The 19506-nt window shown below is 64.6% G+C and carries 19 protein-coding genes; 17 read left to right on the top strand and 2 right to left on the bottom strand.

Going from position 1 to position 19506, the window contains the following annotated elements:
* Positions 1-2: 2 nt before the first annotated feature.
* The 5 genes from ACGYK7_RS05945 to mraY are packed head-to-tail and all read left to right on the top strand — an operon-like array spanning position 3 to position 6219.
* Positions 3-389, top strand: coding sequence for a cell division protein FtsL (locus tag ACGYK7_RS05945; RefSeq protein ID WP_394399949.1), 387 nt, complete (start codon positions 3-5; stop codon positions 387-389).
* Positions 386-2173: a peptidoglycan D,D-transpeptidase FtsI family protein gene (locus tag ACGYK7_RS05940; RefSeq protein WP_394399947.1), complete on the top strand. Its 1788-nt coding sequence runs from the start codon at positions 386-388 to the stop codon at positions 2171-2173. The genes ACGYK7_RS05945 and ACGYK7_RS05940 overlap by 4 nt, the downstream gene beginning before the upstream one ends.
* Positions 2174-2185: 12 nt before the next feature.
* Positions 2186-3667, top strand: a complete 1482-nt coding sequence (locus ACGYK7_RS05935) for a UDP-N-acetylmuramoyl-L-alanyl-D-glutamate--2,6-diaminopimelate ligase (RefSeq protein WP_394399945.1) — start codon at positions 2186-2188, stop codon at positions 3665-3667.
* Positions 3664-5097, top strand: coding sequence for a UDP-N-acetylmuramoyl-tripeptide--D-alanyl-D-alanine ligase (gene murF / locus ACGYK7_RS05930; RefSeq protein WP_394399943.1), 1434 nt, complete (start codon positions 3664-3666; stop codon positions 5095-5097). The genes ACGYK7_RS05935 and murF overlap by 4 nt, the downstream gene beginning before the upstream one ends.
* 39 nt (positions 5098-5136) lie before the next feature.
* A complete protein-coding gene (gene mraY, locus ACGYK7_RS05925) occupies positions 5137-6219 on the top strand; it encodes a phospho-N-acetylmuramoyl-pentapeptide-transferase (RefSeq protein ID WP_394399941.1) in 1083 nt (360 codons plus the stop codon).
* A gap of 4 nt (positions 6220-6223) precedes the next feature.
* On the opposite strand, the gene ACGYK7_RS05920 is transcribed toward mraY, so the two are convergent.
* A complete protein-coding gene (locus ACGYK7_RS05920; protein WP_394399939.1) occupies positions 6224-7150 on the bottom strand; it encodes a glutaminase in 927 nt (308 codons plus the stop codon).
* Positions 7151-7224: 74 nt separating this feature from the next.
* On the opposite strand from ACGYK7_RS05920, the gene murD reads away from it, so the two are divergent.
* Entirely contained in the window at positions 7225-8625 is a 1401-nt protein-coding gene (gene murD, locus ACGYK7_RS05915; RefSeq protein WP_394399937.1) for a UDP-N-acetylmuramoyl-L-alanine--D-glutamate ligase, read from the top strand.
* 8 nt (positions 8626-8633) lie between these two features.
* Here murD and ACGYK7_RS05910 read toward each other — a convergent pair whose 3' ends face one another.
* The gene (locus tag ACGYK7_RS05910) at positions 8634-9809 is read right to left on the bottom strand and encodes an NAD(P)/FAD-dependent oxidoreductase (protein ID WP_394399935.1); all 1176 of its coding nucleotides are present in this window, start codon (positions 9807-9809) and stop codon (positions 8634-8636) included.
* A 111-nt stretch (positions 9810-9920) separates the two neighbouring features.
* Here ACGYK7_RS05910 and ACGYK7_RS05905 point away from each other — a divergent pair, with 111 nt between their 5' ends.
* The 11 genes from ACGYK7_RS05905 to ftsA all read left to right on the top strand — a co-directional run bounded on the left by ACGYK7_RS05905 (position 9921) and on the right by ftsA (position 19365).
* The gene (locus ACGYK7_RS05905) at positions 9921-10448 is read left to right on the top strand and encodes a peroxiredoxin-like family protein (protein WP_394399933.1); all 528 of its coding nucleotides are present in this window, start codon (positions 9921-9923) and stop codon (positions 10446-10448) included.
* 174 nt (positions 10449-10622) lie between these two features.
* Positions 10623-11789 carry a putative peptidoglycan glycosyltransferase FtsW gene (locus ACGYK7_RS05900; protein WP_394399931.1) on the top strand — a complete coding sequence of 389 codons (1167 nt, stop codon included), beginning with the start codon at positions 10623-10625 and terminating at the stop codon, positions 11787-11789.
* Complete coding sequence (locus ACGYK7_RS05895) at positions 11789-12913, top strand: UDP-N-acetylglucosamine--N-acetylmuramyl-(pentapeptide) pyrophosphoryl-undecaprenol N-acetylglucosamine transferase (RefSeq protein ID WP_394399929.1); 1125 nt, start codon at positions 11789-11791, stop codon at positions 12911-12913. The genes ACGYK7_RS05900 and ACGYK7_RS05895 overlap by 1 nt, the downstream gene beginning before the upstream one ends.
* Positions 12910-14328: a UDP-N-acetylmuramate--L-alanine ligase gene (gene murC, locus ACGYK7_RS05890; protein ID WP_394399927.1), complete on the top strand. Its 1419-nt coding sequence runs from the start codon at positions 12910-12912 to the stop codon at positions 14326-14328. The genes ACGYK7_RS05895 and murC overlap by 4 nt, the downstream gene beginning before the upstream one ends.
* Positions 14325-14576, top strand: coding sequence for a DUF2484 family protein (locus ACGYK7_RS05885; RefSeq protein WP_394399925.1), 252 nt, complete (start codon positions 14325-14327; stop codon positions 14574-14576). Before murC ends, ACGYK7_RS05885 begins: the two co-directional genes overlap by 4 nt.
* On the top strand, positions 14573-14839 hold the full coding sequence (locus ACGYK7_RS05880; protein WP_394399923.1) for a DUF2484 family protein: 267 nt from the start codon (positions 14573-14575) through the stop codon (positions 14837-14839). Before ACGYK7_RS05885 ends, ACGYK7_RS05880 begins: the two co-directional genes overlap by 4 nt.
* Positions 14836-15135 (top strand): hypothetical protein, encoded by a 300-nt coding sequence (locus ACGYK7_RS05875; RefSeq protein WP_394399921.1) that lies wholly within the window; start codon positions 14836-14838, stop codon positions 15133-15135. The genes ACGYK7_RS05880 and ACGYK7_RS05875 overlap by 4 nt, the downstream gene beginning before the upstream one ends.
* Before the next feature lie 39 nt (positions 15136-15174).
* The gene (murB, locus tag ACGYK7_RS05870) at positions 15175-16122 is read left to right on the top strand and encodes a UDP-N-acetylmuramate dehydrogenase (RefSeq protein WP_394399919.1); all 948 of its coding nucleotides are present in this window, start codon (positions 15175-15177) and stop codon (positions 16120-16122) included.
* Between the two features lie 127 nt (positions 16123-16249).
* Positions 16250-17131 (top strand): D-alanine--D-alanine ligase, encoded by an 882-nt coding sequence (locus tag ACGYK7_RS05865; RefSeq protein ID WP_394400398.1) that lies wholly within the window; start codon positions 16250-16252, stop codon positions 17129-17131.
* Positions 17119-18000, top strand: coding sequence for a cell division protein FtsQ/DivIB (locus ACGYK7_RS05860; RefSeq protein ID WP_394399917.1), 882 nt, complete (start codon positions 17119-17121; stop codon positions 17998-18000). The genes ACGYK7_RS05865 and ACGYK7_RS05860 overlap by 13 nt, the downstream gene beginning before the upstream one ends.
* Positions 18001-18030: 30 nt before the next feature.
* Positions 18031-19365: a cell division protein FtsA gene (gene ftsA, locus ACGYK7_RS05855; RefSeq protein WP_067263257.1), complete on the top strand. Its 1335-nt coding sequence runs from the start codon at positions 18031-18033 to the stop codon at positions 19363-19365.
* Positions 19366-19506: the final 141 nt, after the last annotated feature.

The raw sequence follows: 19506 nt of genomic DNA, 5'->3' as shown, positions 1-19506 counted from the left end.
TGATGCGCACGGTGATGTATATCCTCACCACCATTGCCGTGGTTGGATTGGCCTTCTGGGCCTACCGCGAGAATTACGCGACCCAGCAGGCACTGAGCGATGCCGACAGGCTGCATGCCAATATCCGCGCCACCCATGCCCGTCTGGCTGTGCTGCGCGCCGAATGGGCCTTCCAGAACCGCCCGGACCGGCTGCGCGATCTGGCGGATCTGAACTTTGACCGTCTGGGCCTGCTGCCCCTGCATCCCGGCCAGTTCGGTCAGGTCGATCAGGTCGCCTATCCGCAGCCGCCCTCCGAGCTGCTGCCGATCACCGATCCTGTGGAAGTCTCGACGATGAATTACGACGCGCTCACCGGCGCGGATGAGTCCGAGGAGGACTTCGAATGATCCGCACCCCGCTGCGCCCGCTGGCCCGTATCCTCGACGCCCGCGAGAAGGGGGAGAACCCCGACGCGATCGAACGTGAGAACAAGCGCATCCGCCACGAGCAGATGCGCGACAAGGCGCGGATGCGCGCCGAGGGGCGGCTTCTGGTGCTGGGGGTTTGCTTTCTCTGTGCCTTCACCGTGATTGGCGGGCGGATGGGTCTGCTGGCGATGTCCGAGCCTTCCGAGCCGCGCGGCCATGCGCCGGGGGCCGTGATCTCGGCCTCGCGTGCGGATATCACGGACCGGAACGGCAACCTTCTGGCCACCAATTTCGAGACCCACGCGCTCTATGCGCAGCCGCGGCACATGATCGACCCTGAGATGGCCGCGAAAAAGCTGGTCAAAATCTTTCCTGACCTGAAAGAAGAGCGTCTGATCAAGGATTTCACAGGCAAGCGCAAGTTCCTGTGGATCAAGAAGAAAATCAGCCCCGAACAGATGCAGGCGGTGCATGACATTGGCGATCCGGGGCTTTTGTTCGCGCCGCGCGACATGCGTCTTTACCCCAATGGCGCGCTTGCGGCCCATGTGCTGGGCGGGGCGAGCTATGGCAAGGAAGGTGTCCATGCCGCCGAGGTGATCGGCGTGGCAGGGGCCGAGAAATATTTCGACGACTACCTGCGCGACCCGGCCAATGGCAACAAACCCTTGGAACTGTCGCTCGACCTTACCGTGCAGGCCGCGGCGGAGCGGGTGCTTTATGGCGGCATGAAGCTGATGAACGCCAAGGGCGCCACAAGCATTCTGATGGATGTGCACACGGGCGAGGTGATCTCGGTCGCCTCCCTGCCGGACTTCGACCCCAACAACCGACCCCGGCCCTTGACCCAAGGCGATGCCTCCGACAGCCCGCTGTTCAACCGCGCGGTGCAGGGGGTTTATGAACTGGGCTCGACTTTCAAGATTTTCGCCGCTGCACAGGCGGTGGAACTGGGGTTGTTCAACGCCGACACGATCATCGACACCTCCGGCCCGATGAAGGTCGGCGGCTTCCGCATCGGTGAATTCCGCAACAAGAACTACGGCAAGCTGAGCGTTGCCGACATCATCGTGCATTCCTCGAACCGGGGCACGGGCCGCATGGCGCTGGAAATCGGCATCGAACGGCAGCAGGAGTTCCTGAAAAGCCTTGGTTTCTTTGAACCCACCCCCTTTGAGATCGTCGAAGCCTCGGGCGGCAAGCCGCTCTTGCCAAGCCGTTGGACCGAATTGTCGAGCGTGACGATCTCCTACGGCCACGGGTTATCCAGCACGCCGATGCACCTTGCCGCGGGCTATGCCGCCATCGCCAATGGCGGGCGCGCGGTAAAGCCCACGCTGCTGAAGCAATCCGCCCCCCAACTCGGCGCCCGGGTCATGTCCGAAGAGACCGCCGCGCAGGCGCGGATGATGCTGCGCAAGGTGGTGACCGATGGCACGGCCAGCTTTGCCGAGGTGCCGGGCTATCAGATCGCGGGCAAGACCGGCACCGCCGACAAGCCCAAGCCCACGGGCGGCTATTACGACGATAAGGTGATCAACACTTTTGCCAGCATCTTCCCAATCAACGATCCGAAATATGTGCTGATCGTCACGCTGGACGAACCGGTCGAGACCTCGGGCCCGAAACCGCGCCGCACGGCGGGGTGGACCGCCGTGCCCGTGGCCGCCGAGATGGTGCGCCGCATCGCGCCTCTGCTGGGGCTGCGCCCCGCTGTTGAACCGATGAACGACGCTGTGCTAACGCTGACCAGCAGCAACTGAAAAGACATCCCTATGACCGACCGGGCCGTACCCCTTTCCTCTCTCGGGCTGACCGCGCGGGCGGGGGCCAACCCCATGATCACCGGCATCGCGGTCGACAGCCGCGAGGTGCGCGAGGGCACGCTCTTTGCGGCTCTGCCCGGCAGCCGCGTGCATGGGGCGGCATTCATTCAATACGCCCTGCGCATGGGCGCGGCGGCGGTGCTGACCGATGCGGCGGGCGCCAAACTCGCCGCCGAGGAACTGGCGGGCTCGGATGCCGCGCTGGTGGTCTCTGACCTCCCACGCGAAGCGCTGGCGCGCACGGCGGCGCTGTGGTTCGGCGGCCAGCCCGCCACGATGATCGCGGTCACCGGCACCAATGGGAAAACCTCGGTCTCGACCTTCGTGCGTCAGATTTGGGTTGAGATGGGATTGTCTGCCGTGAACCTCGGCACCACCGGGGTAGAGGGCGCATGGGCCGCCCCCTTGGCCCATACCACGCCCGAGCCGATCACCCTGCACCGCACGCTGGCCGAAGCGGCGGCGAATGGCATCACCCATGCCGCGATGGAAGCGTCGAGCCACGGGCTCGACCAGCGGCGACTGGATGGGGTGACGCTCAAGGCGGCGGGCTTTACCAACTTCACCCAAGACCATCTGGACTATCACGAGACATTCGAGGCCTATTTCGCCGCCAAAGCCGCGCTTTTCGCCCGTGTCCTGCCCGAAGACGGCACGGCGGTGGTCAATATCGACGATGAAAAAGGCGTCGACATCGCGGCCATCGCCCGCGCGCGGGGCTGTGAAGTGATCACCGTGGGCCGCGACGGGGGCGATCTGCATCTGCAAGGCCAGCGGTTCGATGCCACGGGCCAAGACCTGCGCTTTAGCTGGCGCGGTAAGACCTATCAAAAGCGGCTCAACCTGATCGGCGGTTTTCAGGGCGATAACGTCTTGCTGGCCGCAGGGCTGGTCATCGCTTGCGGCGCCGACCCGCAGGAGGTTTTTGACACGCTGCCGCATCTCACCACCGTGCGGGGCCGGATGCAGCTTGCCGCCACCCGCGACAATGGCGCGGCGGTTTTCGTCGATTACGCCCATACGCCCGATGCGGTGGCCACGGCGCTCGCCGCCATGCGCCCGCATGTCATGGGGCGGCTCGTCGCCATCGTCGGCGCGGGCGGTGATCGGGACCGCGCCAAACGCCCCTTGATGGGGCAGGCCGCGGCAGAGAATGCGGATATGGTCATCGTGACCGACGACAACCCGCGCAGCGAAGACCCGGCGAGCATCCGGGCCGCCGTGCTGGGCGGCGCGCCCGAGGCTTGGGAAGTCGGCGACCGGGCCGAAGCCATCCTGCGTGGGGTGGATGCGCTGGAGCCGGGCGACGCGCTGCTGATCGCGGGCAAGGGGCATGAGACCGGGCAGACCGTAGGCGACGATGTGCTGCCTTTCGACGATGTGGAACAGGCCAGCGTGGCCGTGGCGGCACTGGACGGGAGACTGGCATGAGCCTTTGGACAGCGAGCGAAGCGGCAGAGGCCACGGGGGGCCGCGCGCAGGGTGATTGGGCTTGCGACGGTATCTCGATCGACACGCGGACCCTGCAGCCCGGTGATCTCTTCGTCGCACTCAAGGCCGCGCGGGACGGGCATGAATTCGTGGCGCAAGCGCTCGACAAAGGGGCCGCTGCCGCGCTCGTGACCCATATCCCCGAGGGCGTGGCCAAGGATGCGCCGCTGCTGATCGTAAAGGATGTGCAGCAGGCGCTCGAAGCGCTTGGCCGGGCAGGGCGCGCGCGGCTTGGCCCGCAGGCCAAGGTGGCAGCGGTGACCGGCAGCGTCGGCAAGACCTCGACCAAGGAAATGCTGCTGGCGATCTTTGGCGATCAGGGAAAGGCCCATGCCAGCGTCGACAGCTACAACAACCATTGGGGCGTGCCGCTGACACTGGCGCGGATGCCGCGCGATACCGATTACGCGGTGATCGAGATCGGAATGAACCACCCCGGAGAGATTGCCCCCCTTGCCCAACAGGCGCGCCCCGACGCCGCGATGGTCACGAATGTCGCCGCCGTCCACCTCGAAGCCTTCAAGGATGTCGCCGCCATCGCAGTGGAAAAGGCCAGCATCTTCGACGGGATGGAGCCGGGCGGCGTGGCGGTGATCAACGCCGACCACGAGCACAGTGATATTGTCTTGGATAAAGCGCTGGAGCGCGGCCTGCGCGAGACGACCTTTGGTCGAGCGGGCCATCACTACAAGCTGGGCGAGGTCAAGGTTCAGGGCGATGCCACCGTGGCTCAGGCCGAGGTCGAAGGCGCGCCGCTGATCTTCAAGATCGCCACGCCGGGGCGGCATTTCGCGATGAACGCGCTTGGCGCGCTGGCTGTGGCCGAGGCGCTTGGCGCGGATCGGGCGCTGGCCGTGCAATCGCTGGGCCGCTGGTCGCCCTATGCCGGGCGCGGGGTGCGCGAGCGCATCCAGCTCGATCCCGTGGACACCTACCTGGCGTTGGAATTGATCGACGACAGCTATAACGCCAACCCAACCTCCATGGCCGCGGCGCTTGAGGTATTGGCCGCCTCGGAAGTGACCCATGACATCGGGCGCGTCAGCAAAGGGCGGCGGATCGCCTTTGTCGGCGATATGAAAGAACTCGGCCCCGAGGCCGTGGCGCTGCACGCCGGTCTCGCCGAACTCGATGCCACTCGCGCGCTCGACGTGGTGCATTGCGTCGGCCCGCTGATGAAAGCCTTTTACGACAATCTGCCCGAACATCAGCGCGGCGATTGGACGGAAACCGCCGAAGAGATGTTGCAAGGACTCCGCGCAAGGCTCGATTCCGGCGATGTCGTGCTGATCAAAGGGTCGCTTTCGATGAAGCTGGGCGGTATTGTTGACGCCATCCGCAAAATGGGCCATCCGGTCCCGACCGCCTGATCGGCGATTCACCCCACATGATGAGTTAGGACGCGATATATGCTCTATTGGTTGACGCTGCTGTCGGATGGCGGCGATTTCTTTAACCTGTTTCGCTATATCACCTTCCGCGCAGGCGGGGCATTTCTGACGGCATTGGTGTTCGGCTTTATCTTCGGCAAACCGCTGATCGAAGTGCTACGCAAGCGGCAGGGCAAGGGCCAGCCGATCCGCGATGACGGCCCAGAGGGGCATTTCGCCAAGGCGGGCACACCCACCATGGGCGGGCTGCTGATCGTGGGGGCTTTGCTGACCTCGACCCTGCTTTGGGCGCGGCTCGATAATCCTTTCGTCTGGCTGGTGCTATTCGTCACCATGAGTTTCGCCGCCATTGGCTATGCCGACGACCACGCCAAGGTCAGCAAGCAAAACACCGATGGCGTGCCGGGTAAGCTGCGGCTTTTGCTGGGCTTTCTGATTGCGGGCATCGCGGGCTTTTGGGCCGCGCAATACCATCCGGCAGAGTTGCAGTACCAACTGGCGCTGCCGGTGTTCAAAGACACGCTGATCAACCTCGGGGTGCTCTTCGTGCCCTTCGCCATTATCGTGATCGTCGGCTCGGCCAATGCGGTGAACCTGACCGATGGACTGGATGGTCTGGCCATCATGCCGGTGATGATCGCCGCCGGTGCGCTTGGCGTCATCGCCTATGCCGTGGGCCGCGTCGACTTCACCGAATATCTCGACGTGCATTACGTTCCGGGCACGGGCGAGATCCTGATCTTCACCGCCGGTCTCTTCGGCGGCGGTCTCGGGTTCTTGTGGTACAATGCGCCCCCCGCCGCGGTCTTCATGGGTGACACCGGCTCGTTGGCGCTTGGCGGCGCCCTGGGCGCCATCGCCGTGGCCACCAAGCACGAGCTGGTGCTGGCGGTGGTCGGCGGGCTTTTCGTGGTGGAGGCGCTCTCGGTCATCGTGCAGGTGCTCTACTTCAAACGCACCGGCAAGCGGGTCTTCCTGATGGCGCCGATCCACCACCACTACGAGAAAAAGGGCTGGGCCGAGCCCCAGATCGTGATCCGCTTCTGGATCATCTCGCTGATCCTCGCCCTGCTGGGTCTGGCGACGCTGAAGGTGCGCTGAGCGCCTAGAAGATCGACCAATCCATGTGACGCGCCAAAAGGGCCAGTGCTTCGGTGCCCTTTTGGCTGTTGCCATAGCGGTTGAGCCCCGGGGACCATACCGCGATGCTGGCCCGCCCCGGCACGATGGCGAGAATGCCGCCGCCCACACCGGACTTGCCCGGCAGGCCCACGCGATAGGCAAAATCGCCTGAGCCATCGTAATGCCCGCAGGTCAGCATCAGCGCGTTGAGCCGTCGGATGCGGCTGGGGGCCACCAAGCGCGGCACATCGGGGGCTTCGATCAAGAAACGGCCCGCCATGGCAAGCTGCTCCACCGTCATCTCCATCGCGCAGTGGTGAAAATAGGTGCCAAGCGTCCGTTCCGGCGCGTTGATGAGGTTGCCATAGCTCGCCAGAAAATGCGCCAGCGCAAAGTTGCGGTGGCCAAAATCGGTTTCTGACGCGGCGACGGTGTCATTGATGTGGATGTCGTCCGTCCCCGCCGCTTCGCGCACGAAGCGCAGGATCTCGGCCAGCGCTTCACGCGGCTCGCGGTTGCCCAAGACTTCATCCGTGGTGACAATCGCGCCTGCGTTGATGAAGGGATTGCGCGGGCGGCCCTGTTCCTGCTCCAACTGCACGATGGAGTTGAAGGCCCGGCCCGAAGGCTCCCGCCCCACGCGGTGCCACAGTTGGTCACCCGAGCGGCCAAGGGCGATAGCCAATGTGAAGACCTTGGTGATGGACTGGACCGAAAAGGGCACCTGCGTATCGCCCGCCACATGACATTTGCCATCCGCCGTCACCACGGCGATGCCGAATTGCGCCGGGTCCACCTTGGCCAGTTGCGGAATATAGGCCGCCACATCGCCCCAGTGGTCATCCTCGCGCATCATGGCATTGAGGCGCGGCAACACATCGTCAAGGTCAGGTTTGGTGGGGCTGGACATCTTCGGCGGCCTCTGGCTTGTGATGGGCGCATCATGCCCCCATTCTGGGGTCAACGGGTAGCAGGGGATTGCAGATGATTCCAGTACAGGGCTTGGAAGGCGCACGCGTGGCGGTGCTGGGATTGGGCCGCTCGGGCCTGAGTGCGGCGCGCGCGTTGCAAGCGGGCGGGGCCAAGGTCAGCTGCTGGGACGACAACCCCGCCGCACGGGCGCGGGCCGAGCGGGAAGGCTTCGCCTGTGTCGATCTCAACGCCCCCGGTGCCTTGGACAAGATCGCCCGGCTGATCGTCAGCCCCGGCATCCCGCATCTCTACCCCGCGCCGAACCCGGTGGTGGCGGCGGCGCTTTCCGCAGGGGTGCCGGTGGACAATGACATCGGCCTCTTTTTCCAAAGCTTCGCCACGCTGGCATGGGATCACTACGATGTGGCCCCGCGGGTGGTGGCGGTGACCGGATCGAATGGGAAATCGACGACTTCGGCGCTGATTCACCACATCCTTGAGCATGTCGGGCGGCCTTGCCAATTGGCAGGCAACATCGGACGCGGGGTGCTGGACCTCGATCCCGCCGTGGATGGGGAGGTCGTGGTGCTGGAGCTTAGCAGCTACCAGACCGAACTGGCGCGCGCGCTGACGCCGGATGTGGCGGTCTTCACCAATCTCAGCCCCGACCATCTGGACCGCCATGCGGGGATGGGAGGCTACTATGCCGCGAAGCGCCGCCTCTTTGCCGAGGGCGGGCCGGACCGCGCGGTGATCGGCGTGGATGAGGCCGAGGGCCGCTTCCTTGCCGGGCAACTCAGCGAGGGGCCGAGCGACGACCGTGTGATCCGCATCAGCGCCGAGAGCAAGCTCACCGGCCCCGGCTGGCATGTCTTTGCCCGCAAAGGGTTCTTGAGCGAATATCGGCGCGGCAAACAGGTCAGCGCGATCGACCTGCGCGGCATTCAAGGGCTGCCGGGCGCGCATAACCACCAGAACGCCTGCGCCGCCTATGCCGCCTGCCGGGCACTCGGCCTTGCCCCACGGGTGATCGAGGCGGCGTTCCACAGTTTCGGCGGTCTGCCCCATCGCAGCCAGACTGTGGCCGAGGCGCATGGCGTGCGCTATGTCAATGACAGCAAGGCCACCAATGTCGACAGCGCGGCCAAGGCGCTGGCGGCGTTCAAGAACATCCGCTGGATCTGCGGCGGGCTTGAGAAAGAGGGCGGCCTGAAGGGGCTGGCAGAGGCGCAAGGATCGGTCCGCAAAGCCTATGTGATCGGGCGCGAAGCGGCGCATTTCGCCATGCAGCTCACGGCAGAGACCGAAGTCTGCGGCACGATGGAGCAGGCCGTGGCGCGGGCGGCGGCAGAGGCGGAAGAGGGCGATGTCGTTCTGCTGGCCCCGGCGGCGGCGAGTTTCGATCAATACGATAGTTTCGAGCGCCGCGGCGAGGATTTCGTGGCGCAGGTGCAGAAGGTGCTGGCGGAGTAGGGCGGTGCCTAGCCCGCAATCGCCCGTGCCGCCGCCATGCCCGAAGACCACGCCCACTGAAAGTTATAGCCGCCGAGCCAACCGGTCACATCCACGGCCTCGCCGATGAAATAAAGCCCCGGCACCTTTTTCGCGGCCATGGTCTTGGAGGATAGGCCCTCGGTATCGACCCCGCCCAAAGTGACCTCTGCCGTGCGATAGCCTTCGGTGCCGCCGGGGTGAAGCTGCCAGTTCTCGATCCCTTGAATGAATGCGGAAAGCCGCGCGTCTGACCAATCTGCCAGATTGCCCGACAGGTCGAACGCCTGCCCCAAATGCTCCACCAGCCGCGCGGGCAGGTGCTGCGCGAGAACGGTGGTGAAGTTCCGCCGCCCCGCGCGTTGCCGCTGGTCGCGAAGCGCGTCCAGAAGGGTGCCTTCGGGGGCGAGGTTCACGGTGATCGGCTCCCCCTCGCGCCAGTAGGAGGACGCCTGCAAGACGGCAGGGCCAGAGAGGCCGCGATGGGTAAAGAGCAGTGCTTCGTCAAACGCGGCCTCTCCGGCCGTGACCCGCGCCGGGGTGGCCACCCCGGCCAGCGGGGCAAAGCGGCTTTCGGCAAAGGTAAAGGGCACCAGCCCGGCCCGCGTATCGGTGACGCTCAGCCCGAATTGGCACGCGATCTCATAGGCGATCCCGGTCGCGCCCATCTTGGGGATCGACTTGCCCCCGGTGGCGATCACGAGGTTTCGGGCCGTGACTTTCACCGACCTATCAGGCGTTTGCAGGTCGAAGCTGAACTGCCCATCGACCTTCGCGAAATTGCTGGCGCTGCTTTTCAGTTGCAGATCGACCCCGGCGTTCTGCATCAACCCGCGCAGCATTGCGATGATCTCTTTCGCGCTGGTGTCGCAGAAAAGCTGGCCAAGGGTTTTCTCATGCCAAGCGATGCCGTGACGGTCGACCAACTCGATGAAATCCCACTGCGTGTAGCGGGCCAAAGCGGATTTGGCGAAATGCGGGTTTTGGCTGAGGAACGCTTGCGGCTCACAATACATATTGGTGAAGTTGCAGCGCCCGCCGCCCGAGATGCGGATTTTCTCGCCCGGGGCTTTGGCATGGTCCACCACCAGCACCCGCCCGCCCGCATGGGCGGCGCACATCATGCCCGCGGCACCGGCTCCGATAATGGCTGTATCGACTTGCATGGGCGCGCTCTGCCTCAATGCGCGGCCCCGGTCAAGAAGACGTGAGACCGGTTGCCGCTTTGCCAAGGTGCCATAGCTGAGGTGCAACGCAACTGACGAAAGGAGCAGAGAATGACCAAACTGACCGCAGAACAGGATTTTCCGAAGATGGACGTGGCCAAGCTCGGCAGCGGCACGCTGACCTTGGGCCAGCCGCAAGAGGGGCGGGATTGGCAATTGGTGGTGGTCTACCGCGGCCTGCACTGCCCGATCTGCAAAAAATACCTCGCGCAATTGGAAAAGCTGCAAAGCCAGTTCCATGAGATCGGCGTCGACGTGATCGCCGTCTCCGGCGACCCCGAGGAGAAGGCCAAGGCCATGGCCGAAGAAGACGGCCTGACTCTGCCCATCGGCTATGACCTGAGCCTCGACCAGATGGCGGAACTGGGGCTCTACATCTCTGACCCGCGCAGCCCGCAGGAGACCGACCGGCCCTTTGCCGAACCTGCGACCTTCGTCATCAACGGTGACGGCAAGGTGCAGATCATCGACATTTCCAACGCGCCTTTCGCGCGGCCTGAGTTGGAAGGTCTGCTGAACGGCCTCAAATTCATCCGCGACAAGGGCTACCCGGTGCGCGGCACCCATAAGGCCGCCTGATTGCGTGCGACCTGAAAGGGCGCGGTGATCGCCCGGCAGCGGGGCTTGGCAAAGCCCCGCAGACCCCGCCCGCCTTAGCGGGGTGAAATGCACTAGCTTCATATGACAATTCGGGCTATTCTTCCCGGATGAGACCCCGCAAAGGGGCCGTTGAGGCAGTTAAGGCAGATACCCATGACAGAGATGGTCTATGGCGCGGTCCCGGTGCGGGATGGTGAACCGATCCTTCCAAAATGGTGGCGCACGGTCGACCGTTGGGGCTTGTCCTGCGTGTTGATCCTCTTTGCCGTCGGCATGCTTTTGGGGCTGGCCGCTTCCCCGCCGCTGGCCGCGAAAAACGGCTTTGACGCTTTCCACTATGTGCAGCGGCAGGCATTCTTCGGCGGATTGGCGCTGATCGCGATGCTGCTGACCTCGATGATGTCCCCAGTGCTGGTGCGCCGTCTGGCAGTGCTGGGCTTTGTGATGGCCTTCGTGGCGCTGGCGCTATTGCCATTCTTCGGCACCGATTTCGGCAAGGGGGCGACGCGCTGGTATTCGCTGGGCTTCGCTTCGTTTCAGCCTTCTGAATTCCTGAAGCCCGGTTTCATGGTCGCAGCCGCATGGATGATGGCCGCCGCGACCGAGATAAACGGCCCTCCGGGCAAAACCTGGTCCTTCGCGCTTTGTATCTCCATCGTGTTGATGCTGGCGATGCAGCCCGACTTCGGGCAGGCCTGTCTGGTGCTTTTCGGCTGGGGCGTGATGTATTTCGTGGCCGGCGCGCCGATGGTGCTGCTGGTCGGCATGGCGGGGCTCGTCGTTCTGGCGGGCACCTTCGCCTATTCCAATTCCGAACACTTCGCCCGGCGGATCGACGGCTTTCTCAGCGTCGATGTCGATCCGACTACACAGCTTGGCTATGCCACAAACGCCATCCGCGAGGGCGGGCTTTTCGGCGTTGGCGTCGGCGAGGGCGAGGTGAAATGGTCGCTGCCTGACGCGCATACCGACTTCATCATCGCCGTCGCGGCCGAGGAATATGGCCTGATCATGGTCGTCTGCATTATTGCCCTATATACTGTCGTGGTCGTCCGGTCGCTGCTGCGTCTGGTGCGCGAGCGTGACCCCTTCATCCGGCTGGCCGGAACCGGGCTGGCCTGCACATTCGGAGTACAGGCAATGATCAACATGGGTGTGGCAGTGCGGCTTTTGCCCGCCAAGGGCATGACCCTGCCTTTCGTGAGCTACGGCGGCTCTTCGGTGATCGCCAGTGGCATCGCCGTGGGCATGCTGTTGGCCTTTACCCGGACCCGCCCGCAGGGTGAGATCAGCGATATTCTGGGCCGGGGCCGCCGCTGATGGCCGCCCCACTGCTGATCATCGCCGCCGGGGGGACCGGCGGGCATATGTTTCCCGCGCAGGCTCTGGCGGAGGTGATGCTGAAACGCGGCTGGCGGGTGAAGCTCAGCACCGATGCGCGCGGCGCGCGCTATACCGGCGGCTTTCCCGAAGCGGTCGAGATCAGCCAGATCAGCAGCGCCACCTTTGCCCGAGGCGGGGTGGTGGCCAAGGCATTGGTGCCCTTCCGCATCGCCGCCGGTGTGGTCCGCTCGGGTCTCAACATGCTGCGCGACCGGCCTTCGGCTGTGGTGGGTTTCGGGGGCTACCCGTCGATCCCCGCGCTCGGCGCCGCTTGGGCGCTGCGCCTGCCGCGGATGATCCATGAACAGAACGGCATTCTGGGCCGCGTGAATGAGATTTTTGCCAAACGGGTCCACGCCGTGGCCTGCGGCATCTGGCCCACGAAGCTGCCCGAGGGCGTGCGGGGCTGGCATGTGGGCAATCCGGTGCGCGCCGCCGTGCTCGACCGTGCCGGATCGGCCTATATCCCGCCGGGCGACTACCCGATGGAAATACTGGTGATGGGCGGCAGCCAAGGCGCGCGCATCCTCTCGGACGTGGTGCCGCCCGCACTTGCGGCCCTGCCGATGAACATGATCCGCAACATCCGTGTCAGCCATCAGGCCCGCGACGAAGACGGCCAGCGGGTGGCGGACTACTACGCCGAATCCGGGATCAGCGCCGATGTGCGGCCCTTCTTTGATGATGTGCCCCGCCGCATGTCCGAGGCGCAGCTGGTGATCAGCCGCTCCGGTGCCTCCAGCGTGGCGGACCTGTCGGTGATCGGGCGTCCGTCGATCCTGATCCCCTTTGCCGCCGCGGCGGGGGATCATCAAAGCGCCAATGCCCGCGGCTTGGTCGAAGCCGGGGCCGCGATCATGGTGCCCGAACGCAAAGCCAACCCAGATATCATGACCGATCAGATCCTCGCCGTGCTTGAGATGCCGGAAGGGGCGATGCAGATGGCGCGCGCCGCGCTTTCGGTCGGCAAACCCGACGCGGCCGAGACATTGGCCGATATGGTCGAGCAGCTTGCCGCCCAAGGCACGCTCACCCCCGCAGAAGAGGAACACCCGCAATGAACGCCGCCGCCACCAAACTGCCGACCGATGTCGGCCCGATCCATTTCGTCGGCATCGGCGGCATCGGCATGTCCGGCATCGCCGAAGTGCTCTTGAACCACGGCTACAAGGTGCAGGGGTCGGACCTCAAAACCACCAAGATCACCGTGCGGCTGGCCGAGTTGGGCGGGCGCATTTTCGAAGGGCAGGCGGCCGAGAATATCGAGGGCGCGGCGGTGATCGTGATCTCTTCGGCGATCAAGCCGGGCAATGCCGAATTGGACGAAGCGCGCCGCCGTGGCCTGCCGGTCGTCCGCCGGGCCGAGATGCTGGCCGAGCTGATGCGGCTCAAGTCCAACATCGCCGTGGCGGGGACCCATGGCAAGACGACCACCACCACCTTGGTGGCCGAATTGCTCGTCGCCGGGGGCATCGACCCCACGGTGGTCAACGGCGGTATCATCCACGCCTATGGCTCCAACGCGCGCATGGGGCAGGGCGACTGGATGGTGGTCGAGGCGGACGAAAGTGACGGCAGTTTCAACCGCTTGCCCGCCACCATCGCCATCGTCACCAATATCGACCCCGAGCATATGGAGCATTGGGGCAACTTCGATACGCTGCGGCAGGGGTTTTTGAACTTCGTCTCGAACATCCCCTTCTACGGGCTGGCGGTCTGCTGCACCGATCACCCGGAGGTGCAGTCGCTGGTGGGCAAACTCACCGACCGCCGTGTGATGACCTATGGGTTCAATGCGCAGGCCGATGTGCGCGCGGTGGGGTTGCACTACAAAGACGGGGTGGCGCATTTCGACGTGCATCTACAATCCGAAGACATGGTCATCGAAGACTGCGCCCTGCCGATGCCCGGCGATCACAACGTCTCGAACGCGCTGGCAGCGGTAACCGTGGCGCGGCACCTTGGGATGAAGCTTGAGCAAATCCGCGACGCTTTGGGCAGCTTTGGCGGGGTGAATCGCCGCTTTACCCGCGTGGGCGAGGTGGACGGCGTGACCATCATCGACGACTACGGCCACCACCCGGTCGAGATCGCTGCCGTGCTGAAAGCCGCCCGGCAGGCCAGCAAGGGGCGCGTGATCGCCGTGCACCAGCCGCACCGCTACTCGCGCCTGAGCCATCACTTTGACGAATTCTGCGCCTGTTTCAACGATGCAGATGTGGTGGGCATCGCCGATGTCTATGCAGCGGGGGAAGAGCCCATCCCCGGTGCCGACCGTGACGGTCTGGTCACCGGGTTGATCCAGCACGGCCATCGCCACGCCTATGCGGTCGAGGATGCCGAGGCGCTGACCCAACTGGTCCGGCGCGAGGCGCGTCCGGGCGATATGGTGGTCTGCCTTGGGGCAGGCACGATCAGCAGCTGGGCCAATGATCTGCCCGATGCGCTCCGCGCGGCCAAGGGGGCGGCTGCGTGACCCTCGTCTGGCTGTCGATCCTCTGGGTCTTCGCCGCCGTGACCGTGGCCATGTTGCCAATGCGCTCTCAATACCTGCCGGGGGTGGTCCTGCTGATTGCCGCGCCCGTGCTGGTCGTCGCCATCGGTGTGACGCAGTCTTGGGCCTATGCGCTTCTGGCGCTGCTGGCGGTCCTGTCGATGTTCCGCAATCCGCTGCGCTATCTTTGGGCGCGGCTGCGGGGCCATAAGCCGGAGCTGCCGAAATGAGCCTGTCTCTCATCCTTGCCTGTTTCTGGTTCGTGATTGCCAATATCCTTGCCATGACGCCGAGCAAAGACTCCCACTGGCGCAGCGCCTATCTGCTGATCGCCCTGGGCATCCCGATCGTCGGTTTCGTTACCGCGCAGCACGGCCCGTGGCTGGGTCTGCTGGTGCTGGTGGGGGGCTGTTCGGTGCTGCGCTGGCCCGTCGTCTATCTGGCGCGTTGGCTGCGCCGCAGCGCGGGCCGGGTCAAAGGCCCGGCGGAATGACCCTGACGCCGACCCTCGCGGCGCTGCTGTCGGTCTTTGCGGTCTGGATGATCGCCTGTATCTGGACCGGTTTTCGCGCCCGTGTGCTGTGGTTCTTTCTCGTGCTGGCGACCGGCTTTGCGCTCAACGCCACATGGATGGTTTTCGGACTGGATGCGCGGGTGCTCGAGCCGCATGCGCTTTTGGCGCAGCTTTCGGTCCTGCTCTATGCCGTGGGCGGGTTTGGTCTGGGCTGGCTTGCAGGACGGGTGGCCAAACGCTGGCGCGAGAGCCGTGTCGATCCGCCGTCTTCTTGATGGTTTGCCCTGCCGTGCAAATGCGCTAAGTCCGGCGCCATGATTAAGCTGAATATCCCCGACCTGCGCGGCAGGCTGACCCCAAATCGCGCCCTGAGCGACCTGACATGGCTCCGCGTCGGCGGCCCTGCGGATTACCTGTTCCAACCCGCCGACGTAGAGGATCTTTGCCTCTTCATGCGCCGCCTGCCGCAGGGGGTCACGGTTTTCCCCATGGGCGTGGGCAGCAACCTCATCGTGCGTGACGGCGGGCTGCGGGCGGTGGTGATCCGGCTGGGCCGCGGTTTCAACGGGATCGAGATCGACGGGGATCAGGTGACCGCGGGGGCGGCGGCGCTCGATGCTCATGTGGCGCGCAAGGCGGCGGATGCGGGGCTGGATCTGACCTTTCTGCGGACCATTCCCGGCAGCATCGGCGGCGCGTTGCGCATGAATGCGGGCTGTTATGGCAGCTACACGGCGGATCATTTCGTCTCGGCCCGGGCCGTGACCCGCGCGGGGGAGGTGGTGACCCTCACGGCAGATGACCTCAACTTCCGCTACCGGCAGAGCGATCTGTCGCCCGGCGCGGTGTTGATCGGGGCGACCTTTGCGCCGCCCAGAGGCGTGCCAGAGGAGTTGCACGCCCGGATGGAGGAGCAACTTGCCAAACGGGATGAGAGCCAGCCCACGAAAGACCGCAGCGCCGGGTCCACTTTCCGTAATCCGGCGGGCTTCTCCTCGACCGGGAAGGCGGATGATGTGCATGATCTGAAGGCGTGGAAAGTGATCGACGATGCCGGGATGCGCGGGGCGACCGTAGGCGGCGCGCAGATGAGCCCGAAACACTCGAACTTTCTGATCAACACCGGCGACGCCACGGCCCATGATCTTGAGACATTGGGCGAAGAGGTGCGAAAAAAGGTTTACGCTTCAAGCGGTATAAGGCTAGAGTGGGAAATTAAGCGCGTCGGTGAAAAATTGGGTGATCCGGCGCCGCAAAGCTAAGCCGCGGCGCAGCAGCTAAGCCACGGCAGAAGCAAAGAAAACAATGATAGGGGCCGCAAACGGTCCGAGGCGAAGAGGCACTTTGGTGGGTAAGTCGAGCGGACAGACCCCGACAGTGGCGGTATTGATGGGTGGCCCCTCGGCCGAGCGTGAGGTGTCCCTGTCCAGTGGGCGTGCATGCGCCGCTGCCTTGCGGGAACATGGCGGATATAATGTGATCGAGGTCGAAGCCGACCGCGATCTTCCAGCCGTTCTGGCCGATCTCAACCCCTATGCCGTTCTGAATTGCCTGCATGGCCGCTGGGGCGAAGATGGCTGTGTGCAGGGGCTGCTCGAATGGCTCAAGCTGCCCTACACCCATTCCGGCGTGCTGGCCTCGGCGCTGGCGATGGACAAACAGCGCTCGAAGGATGTGTTCCGCCACGCCGGGCTGCCGGTGTTGGAAAGCGTTATCGCGCCCAAGGCCGATGTGATGGCCGCCCATGTCATGGCGCCGCCCTATGTGGTGAAGCCCAACAACGAAGGCTCTTCGGTCGGGGTGTACCTCGTGGCCGAGGAAAATAACGGCCCGCCGCAATTGTCCGACGACATGCCCGCCGAAGTGATGGTCGAGACCTTCGCGCCGGGGCGTGAGCTGACCACCACCGTGATGGGCGACCGGGCACTGGCGGTGACGGATATCATTACCACCGGCTGGTATGATTACGACGCGAAATACAAACCCGGCGGTTCGCGCCACGTGGTGCCCGCCGATCTGCCGCAAGAGATCACCGATCTGTGTTTCGACTATGCCCGCCGCGCCCATGCGGCGCTTGGCTGCAAGGGCATCAGCCGAACCGATTTCCGCTGGGACGAGGCGCGGGGGGCCGAGGGGCTGATCCTGTTGGAAACCAACACCCAGCCCGGCATGACCGCCACTTCGCTCTCGCCCGAGCAGGCCGCCGCCTGCGGCATTTCTTTTCCTGAGCTTTGCGCCTGGATGGTGGAGGATGCCTCATGCGATCGCTGATCCGCCGCCGCCCGGAAACTGGCAAAGCCGATCCCGCCCCCTCGCGGTGGTCATGGCGGATGCAGCGGTTGATGCTGACACCGGGGTTCCGTTTCGCCCTGCGCGTGGGGCTGCCCTTCACGCTGAGCCTGCTGGCCGGCACGATCTATATGGCGGACGAAGAGCGGCGCGGCACCGTGGTGCAGGCCATCGCCGATGTCCGCGCCAGCATCGAAGAGCGGCCCGAATTCATGGTCAAGCTCATGGCCATCGACGGGGCGAGCGACATGCTCTCGACCGAAATCCGCACCGCGCTGCCGCTGGAATTTCCGCTGTCCTCCTTCGATCTCGATCTGCCGCAGATCCGCGAGAAGATCACCGATATCGACGGGGTGAAACAGGCCAATGTGCGCATCCGCCCCGGCGGCGTGCTGCAAATCGACGTGACCCCGCGCGTGCCCGTGGCCGTCTGGCGCAGTGAAACGGGGCTGGCGCTGGTGGACAATACCGGTGCCCATGTGGCACGGATCGAAGCGCGGCGCGATCACGCCAATCTGCCGCTGATCGCCGGGGCAGGGGCCGACAAAGCGGTGCCGGAGGCGCTTAAGCTGATCGGGGCCGCGAATGTCTTGGGCGACCGTCTGCGCGGTTTGGTCCGCGTCGGTCAGCGCCGCTGGGACGTGGTGCTGGACCGCGATCAAACGATCATGTTGCCCGAAGAAAACGCGTTGCAAGCGCTGGAACGGGTGATCGCGCTGGAAGGCGCGCAAGAGGTTCTTACGCGGGACGTGGCGCGTGTGGACATGCGGTTGGCGGCAAGACCGACCCTTAGAATGAACGAAGATGCCACCCGCGAATGGTGGCACATCAGGCAGCTTTCCGGCCAGTAAGATGGCCATTGGACTCGGGACAGTAACGAAATGATGGACCTATACGACAGTCAGCGTTCGATGCGGCACATGCGCAAATTGGCGATCCAACGCGGGGTGGTTGCCATTTTGGATGTGGGCAGCTCCAAGATCGCCTGTCTGGTGCTGCGCTTTGACGGTGCGGGGCTTGATAGCGACAGCGGCGACATCGGGTCTTTGGCCGGGCAGTCTGGGTTCCGGGTCATCGGGGCGGCGACCACCCGCTCGCGCGGGGTCCGCTTTGGTGAGATTTGCGCCATGGGCGAGACCGAGCGCGCGATCCGCACCGCGCTTCAGGCCGCGCAGAAAATGGCCGGCATCCGCGTCGATCACGTGATCGCCTGTTTCTCGGGCGGGGAGCCGCGCAGCTATGGGCTCGACGCCTCGGTCGAGCTTGAGGGGCAATCGGTGTCGGAGCAAGACGTGGCGCGGGTGCTGGCGGGCTGCGATGTGCCGGAATATGGCGAGGGCCGCGAGGTGCTGCACGCTCAGCCGGTGAACTTCGCGCTGGATCACCGCAGCGGTCTGGCCGACCCGCGCGGCCAGTTGGGCAACAGCCTGTCGGTGGACATGCATATGCTGACCGTTGACGCCGATACGGTGCAGCATCTGGCCCATTGCATCAAGCGCTGTGATCTGGAACTTGCGGGGATCGCCTCCTCCTCCTATGCCTCGGGCATCTCGGCGCTGGTCGAGGATGAGCAGGAGCTCGGTGCCGCCTGTATCGACTTTGGCGGTGGCACCACCGGCCTGTCGATCTTTATCAAGAAACATATGATCTATGCCGATACGGTGCGGATGGGCGGGGATCACGTCACCTCCGACATCTCCATGGGCCTGCAAGTGCCGATGGCCAATGCCGAGCGGATCAAGACCTTCTACGGCGGGGTGCATGCCACCGGCATGGACGACCGCGACATGATCGAGATCGGCGGCGAGACGGGGGATTACGAACACGACCGCCGCACCGCCAGCCGGGCCGAGTTGATCGGCATCATGCGCCCGCGCGTCGAAGAGATCCTCGAAGAGGTCCGCGTTCGGCTGGATGCCGCCGGTTTCGACCACTTGCCAAGCCAACAGATTGTGCTTACCGGGGCGGGCAGTCAGATACCGGGGTTGGATGGGCTGGCCAGCAAAATCCTTGGCCAGCAGGTCCGTCTGGGGCGTCCGCTGCGCGTGCATGGGCTGCCGCAGGCCGCGACCGGGCCGGGCTTCGCCTCTGCCGTGGGGCTGGCGCTTTTCGCGGCGCATCCGCAGGACGAATGGTGGGATTTCGACATTCCCGCCGATCGCTACCCCTCCCGCTCGCTCAAACGCGCGGTGAAATGGTTCAGAGACAACTGGTGACCCCAATATCGGGTGAGAAGCCCGAGATAAGGCGGAAACTGGCAAGTTTCTGCCCATATTTAGCGTCAAAACGATGTTTTTTAGGTGACCTTTTCCGCCTAGGCCGATAGGGTTGTGGAAATTTGGTCGAAAAAACCCCCG

This window comes from Sulfitobacter sp. 1A15299, from assembly GCF_043556915.1.
Lineage (GTDB): Bacteria > Pseudomonadota > Alphaproteobacteria > Rhodobacterales > Rhodobacteraceae > Sulfitobacter.
Note: the sequence above shows the minus strand (reverse complement) of the source record. Positions and strands in the feature narration are given on the sequence as shown.

Excerpts from the sequence above, each read along its gene's own strand:
- ACGYK7_RS05945 (WP_394399949.1), top strand. The coding sequence starts at position 3 with ATGCGCACGGTGATGTATATCCTCACCACCATTGCCGTGGTTGGATTG.
- ACGYK7_RS05940 (WP_394399947.1), top strand. The coding sequence starts at position 386 with ATGATCCGCACCCCGCTGCGCCCGCTGGCCCGTATCCTCGACGCCCGC.
- ACGYK7_RS05935 (WP_394399945.1), top strand. The coding sequence starts at position 2,186 with ATGACCGACCGGGCCGTACCCCTTTCCTCTCTCGGGCTGACCGCGCGG.
- murF (WP_394399943.1), top strand. The coding sequence starts at position 3,664 with ATGAGCCTTTGGACAGCGAGCGAAGCGGCAGAGGCCACGGGGGGCCGC.
- mraY (WP_394399941.1), top strand. The coding sequence starts at position 5,137 with ATGCTCTATTGGTTGACGCTGCTGTCGGATGGCGGCGATTTCTTTAAC.
- ACGYK7_RS05920 (WP_394399939.1), bottom strand. The coding sequence starts at position 7,150 with ATGTCCAGCCCCACCAAACCTGACCTTGACGATGTGTTGCCGCGCCTC.
- murD (WP_394399937.1), top strand. The coding sequence starts at position 7,225 with ATGATTCCAGTACAGGGCTTGGAAGGCGCACGCGTGGCGGTGCTGGGA.
- ACGYK7_RS05910 (WP_394399935.1), bottom strand. The coding sequence starts at position 9,809 with ATGCAAGTCGATACAGCCATTATCGGAGCCGGTGCCGCGGGCATGATG.
- ACGYK7_RS05905 (WP_394399933.1), top strand. The coding sequence starts at position 9,921 with ATGACCAAACTGACCGCAGAACAGGATTTTCCGAAGATGGACGTGGCC.
- ACGYK7_RS05900 (WP_394399931.1), top strand. The coding sequence starts at position 10,623 with ATGACAGAGATGGTCTATGGCGCGGTCCCGGTGCGGGATGGTGAACCG.
- ACGYK7_RS05895 (WP_394399929.1), top strand. The coding sequence starts at position 11,789 with ATGGCCGCCCCACTGCTGATCATCGCCGCCGGGGGGACCGGCGGGCAT.
- murC (WP_394399927.1), top strand. The coding sequence starts at position 12,910 with ATGAACGCCGCCGCCACCAAACTGCCGACCGATGTCGGCCCGATCCAT.
- ACGYK7_RS05880 (WP_394399923.1), top strand. The coding sequence starts at position 14,573 with ATGAGCCTGTCTCTCATCCTTGCCTGTTTCTGGTTCGTGATTGCCAAT.
- ACGYK7_RS05875 (WP_394399921.1), top strand. The coding sequence starts at position 14,836 with ATGACCCTGACGCCGACCCTCGCGGCGCTGCTGTCGGTCTTTGCGGTC.
- murB (WP_394399919.1), top strand. The coding sequence starts at position 15,175 with ATGATTAAGCTGAATATCCCCGACCTGCGCGGCAGGCTGACCCCAAAT.
- ACGYK7_RS05865 (WP_394400398.1), top strand. The coding sequence starts at position 16,250 with ATGGGTGGCCCCTCGGCCGAGCGTGAGGTGTCCCTGTCCAGTGGGCGT.
- ACGYK7_RS05860 (WP_394399917.1), top strand. The coding sequence starts at position 17,119 with ATGCGATCGCTGATCCGCCGCCGCCCGGAAACTGGCAAAGCCGATCCC.
- ftsA (WP_067263257.1), top strand. The coding sequence starts at position 18,031 with ATGATGGACCTATACGACAGTCAGCGTTCGATGCGGCACATGCGCAAA.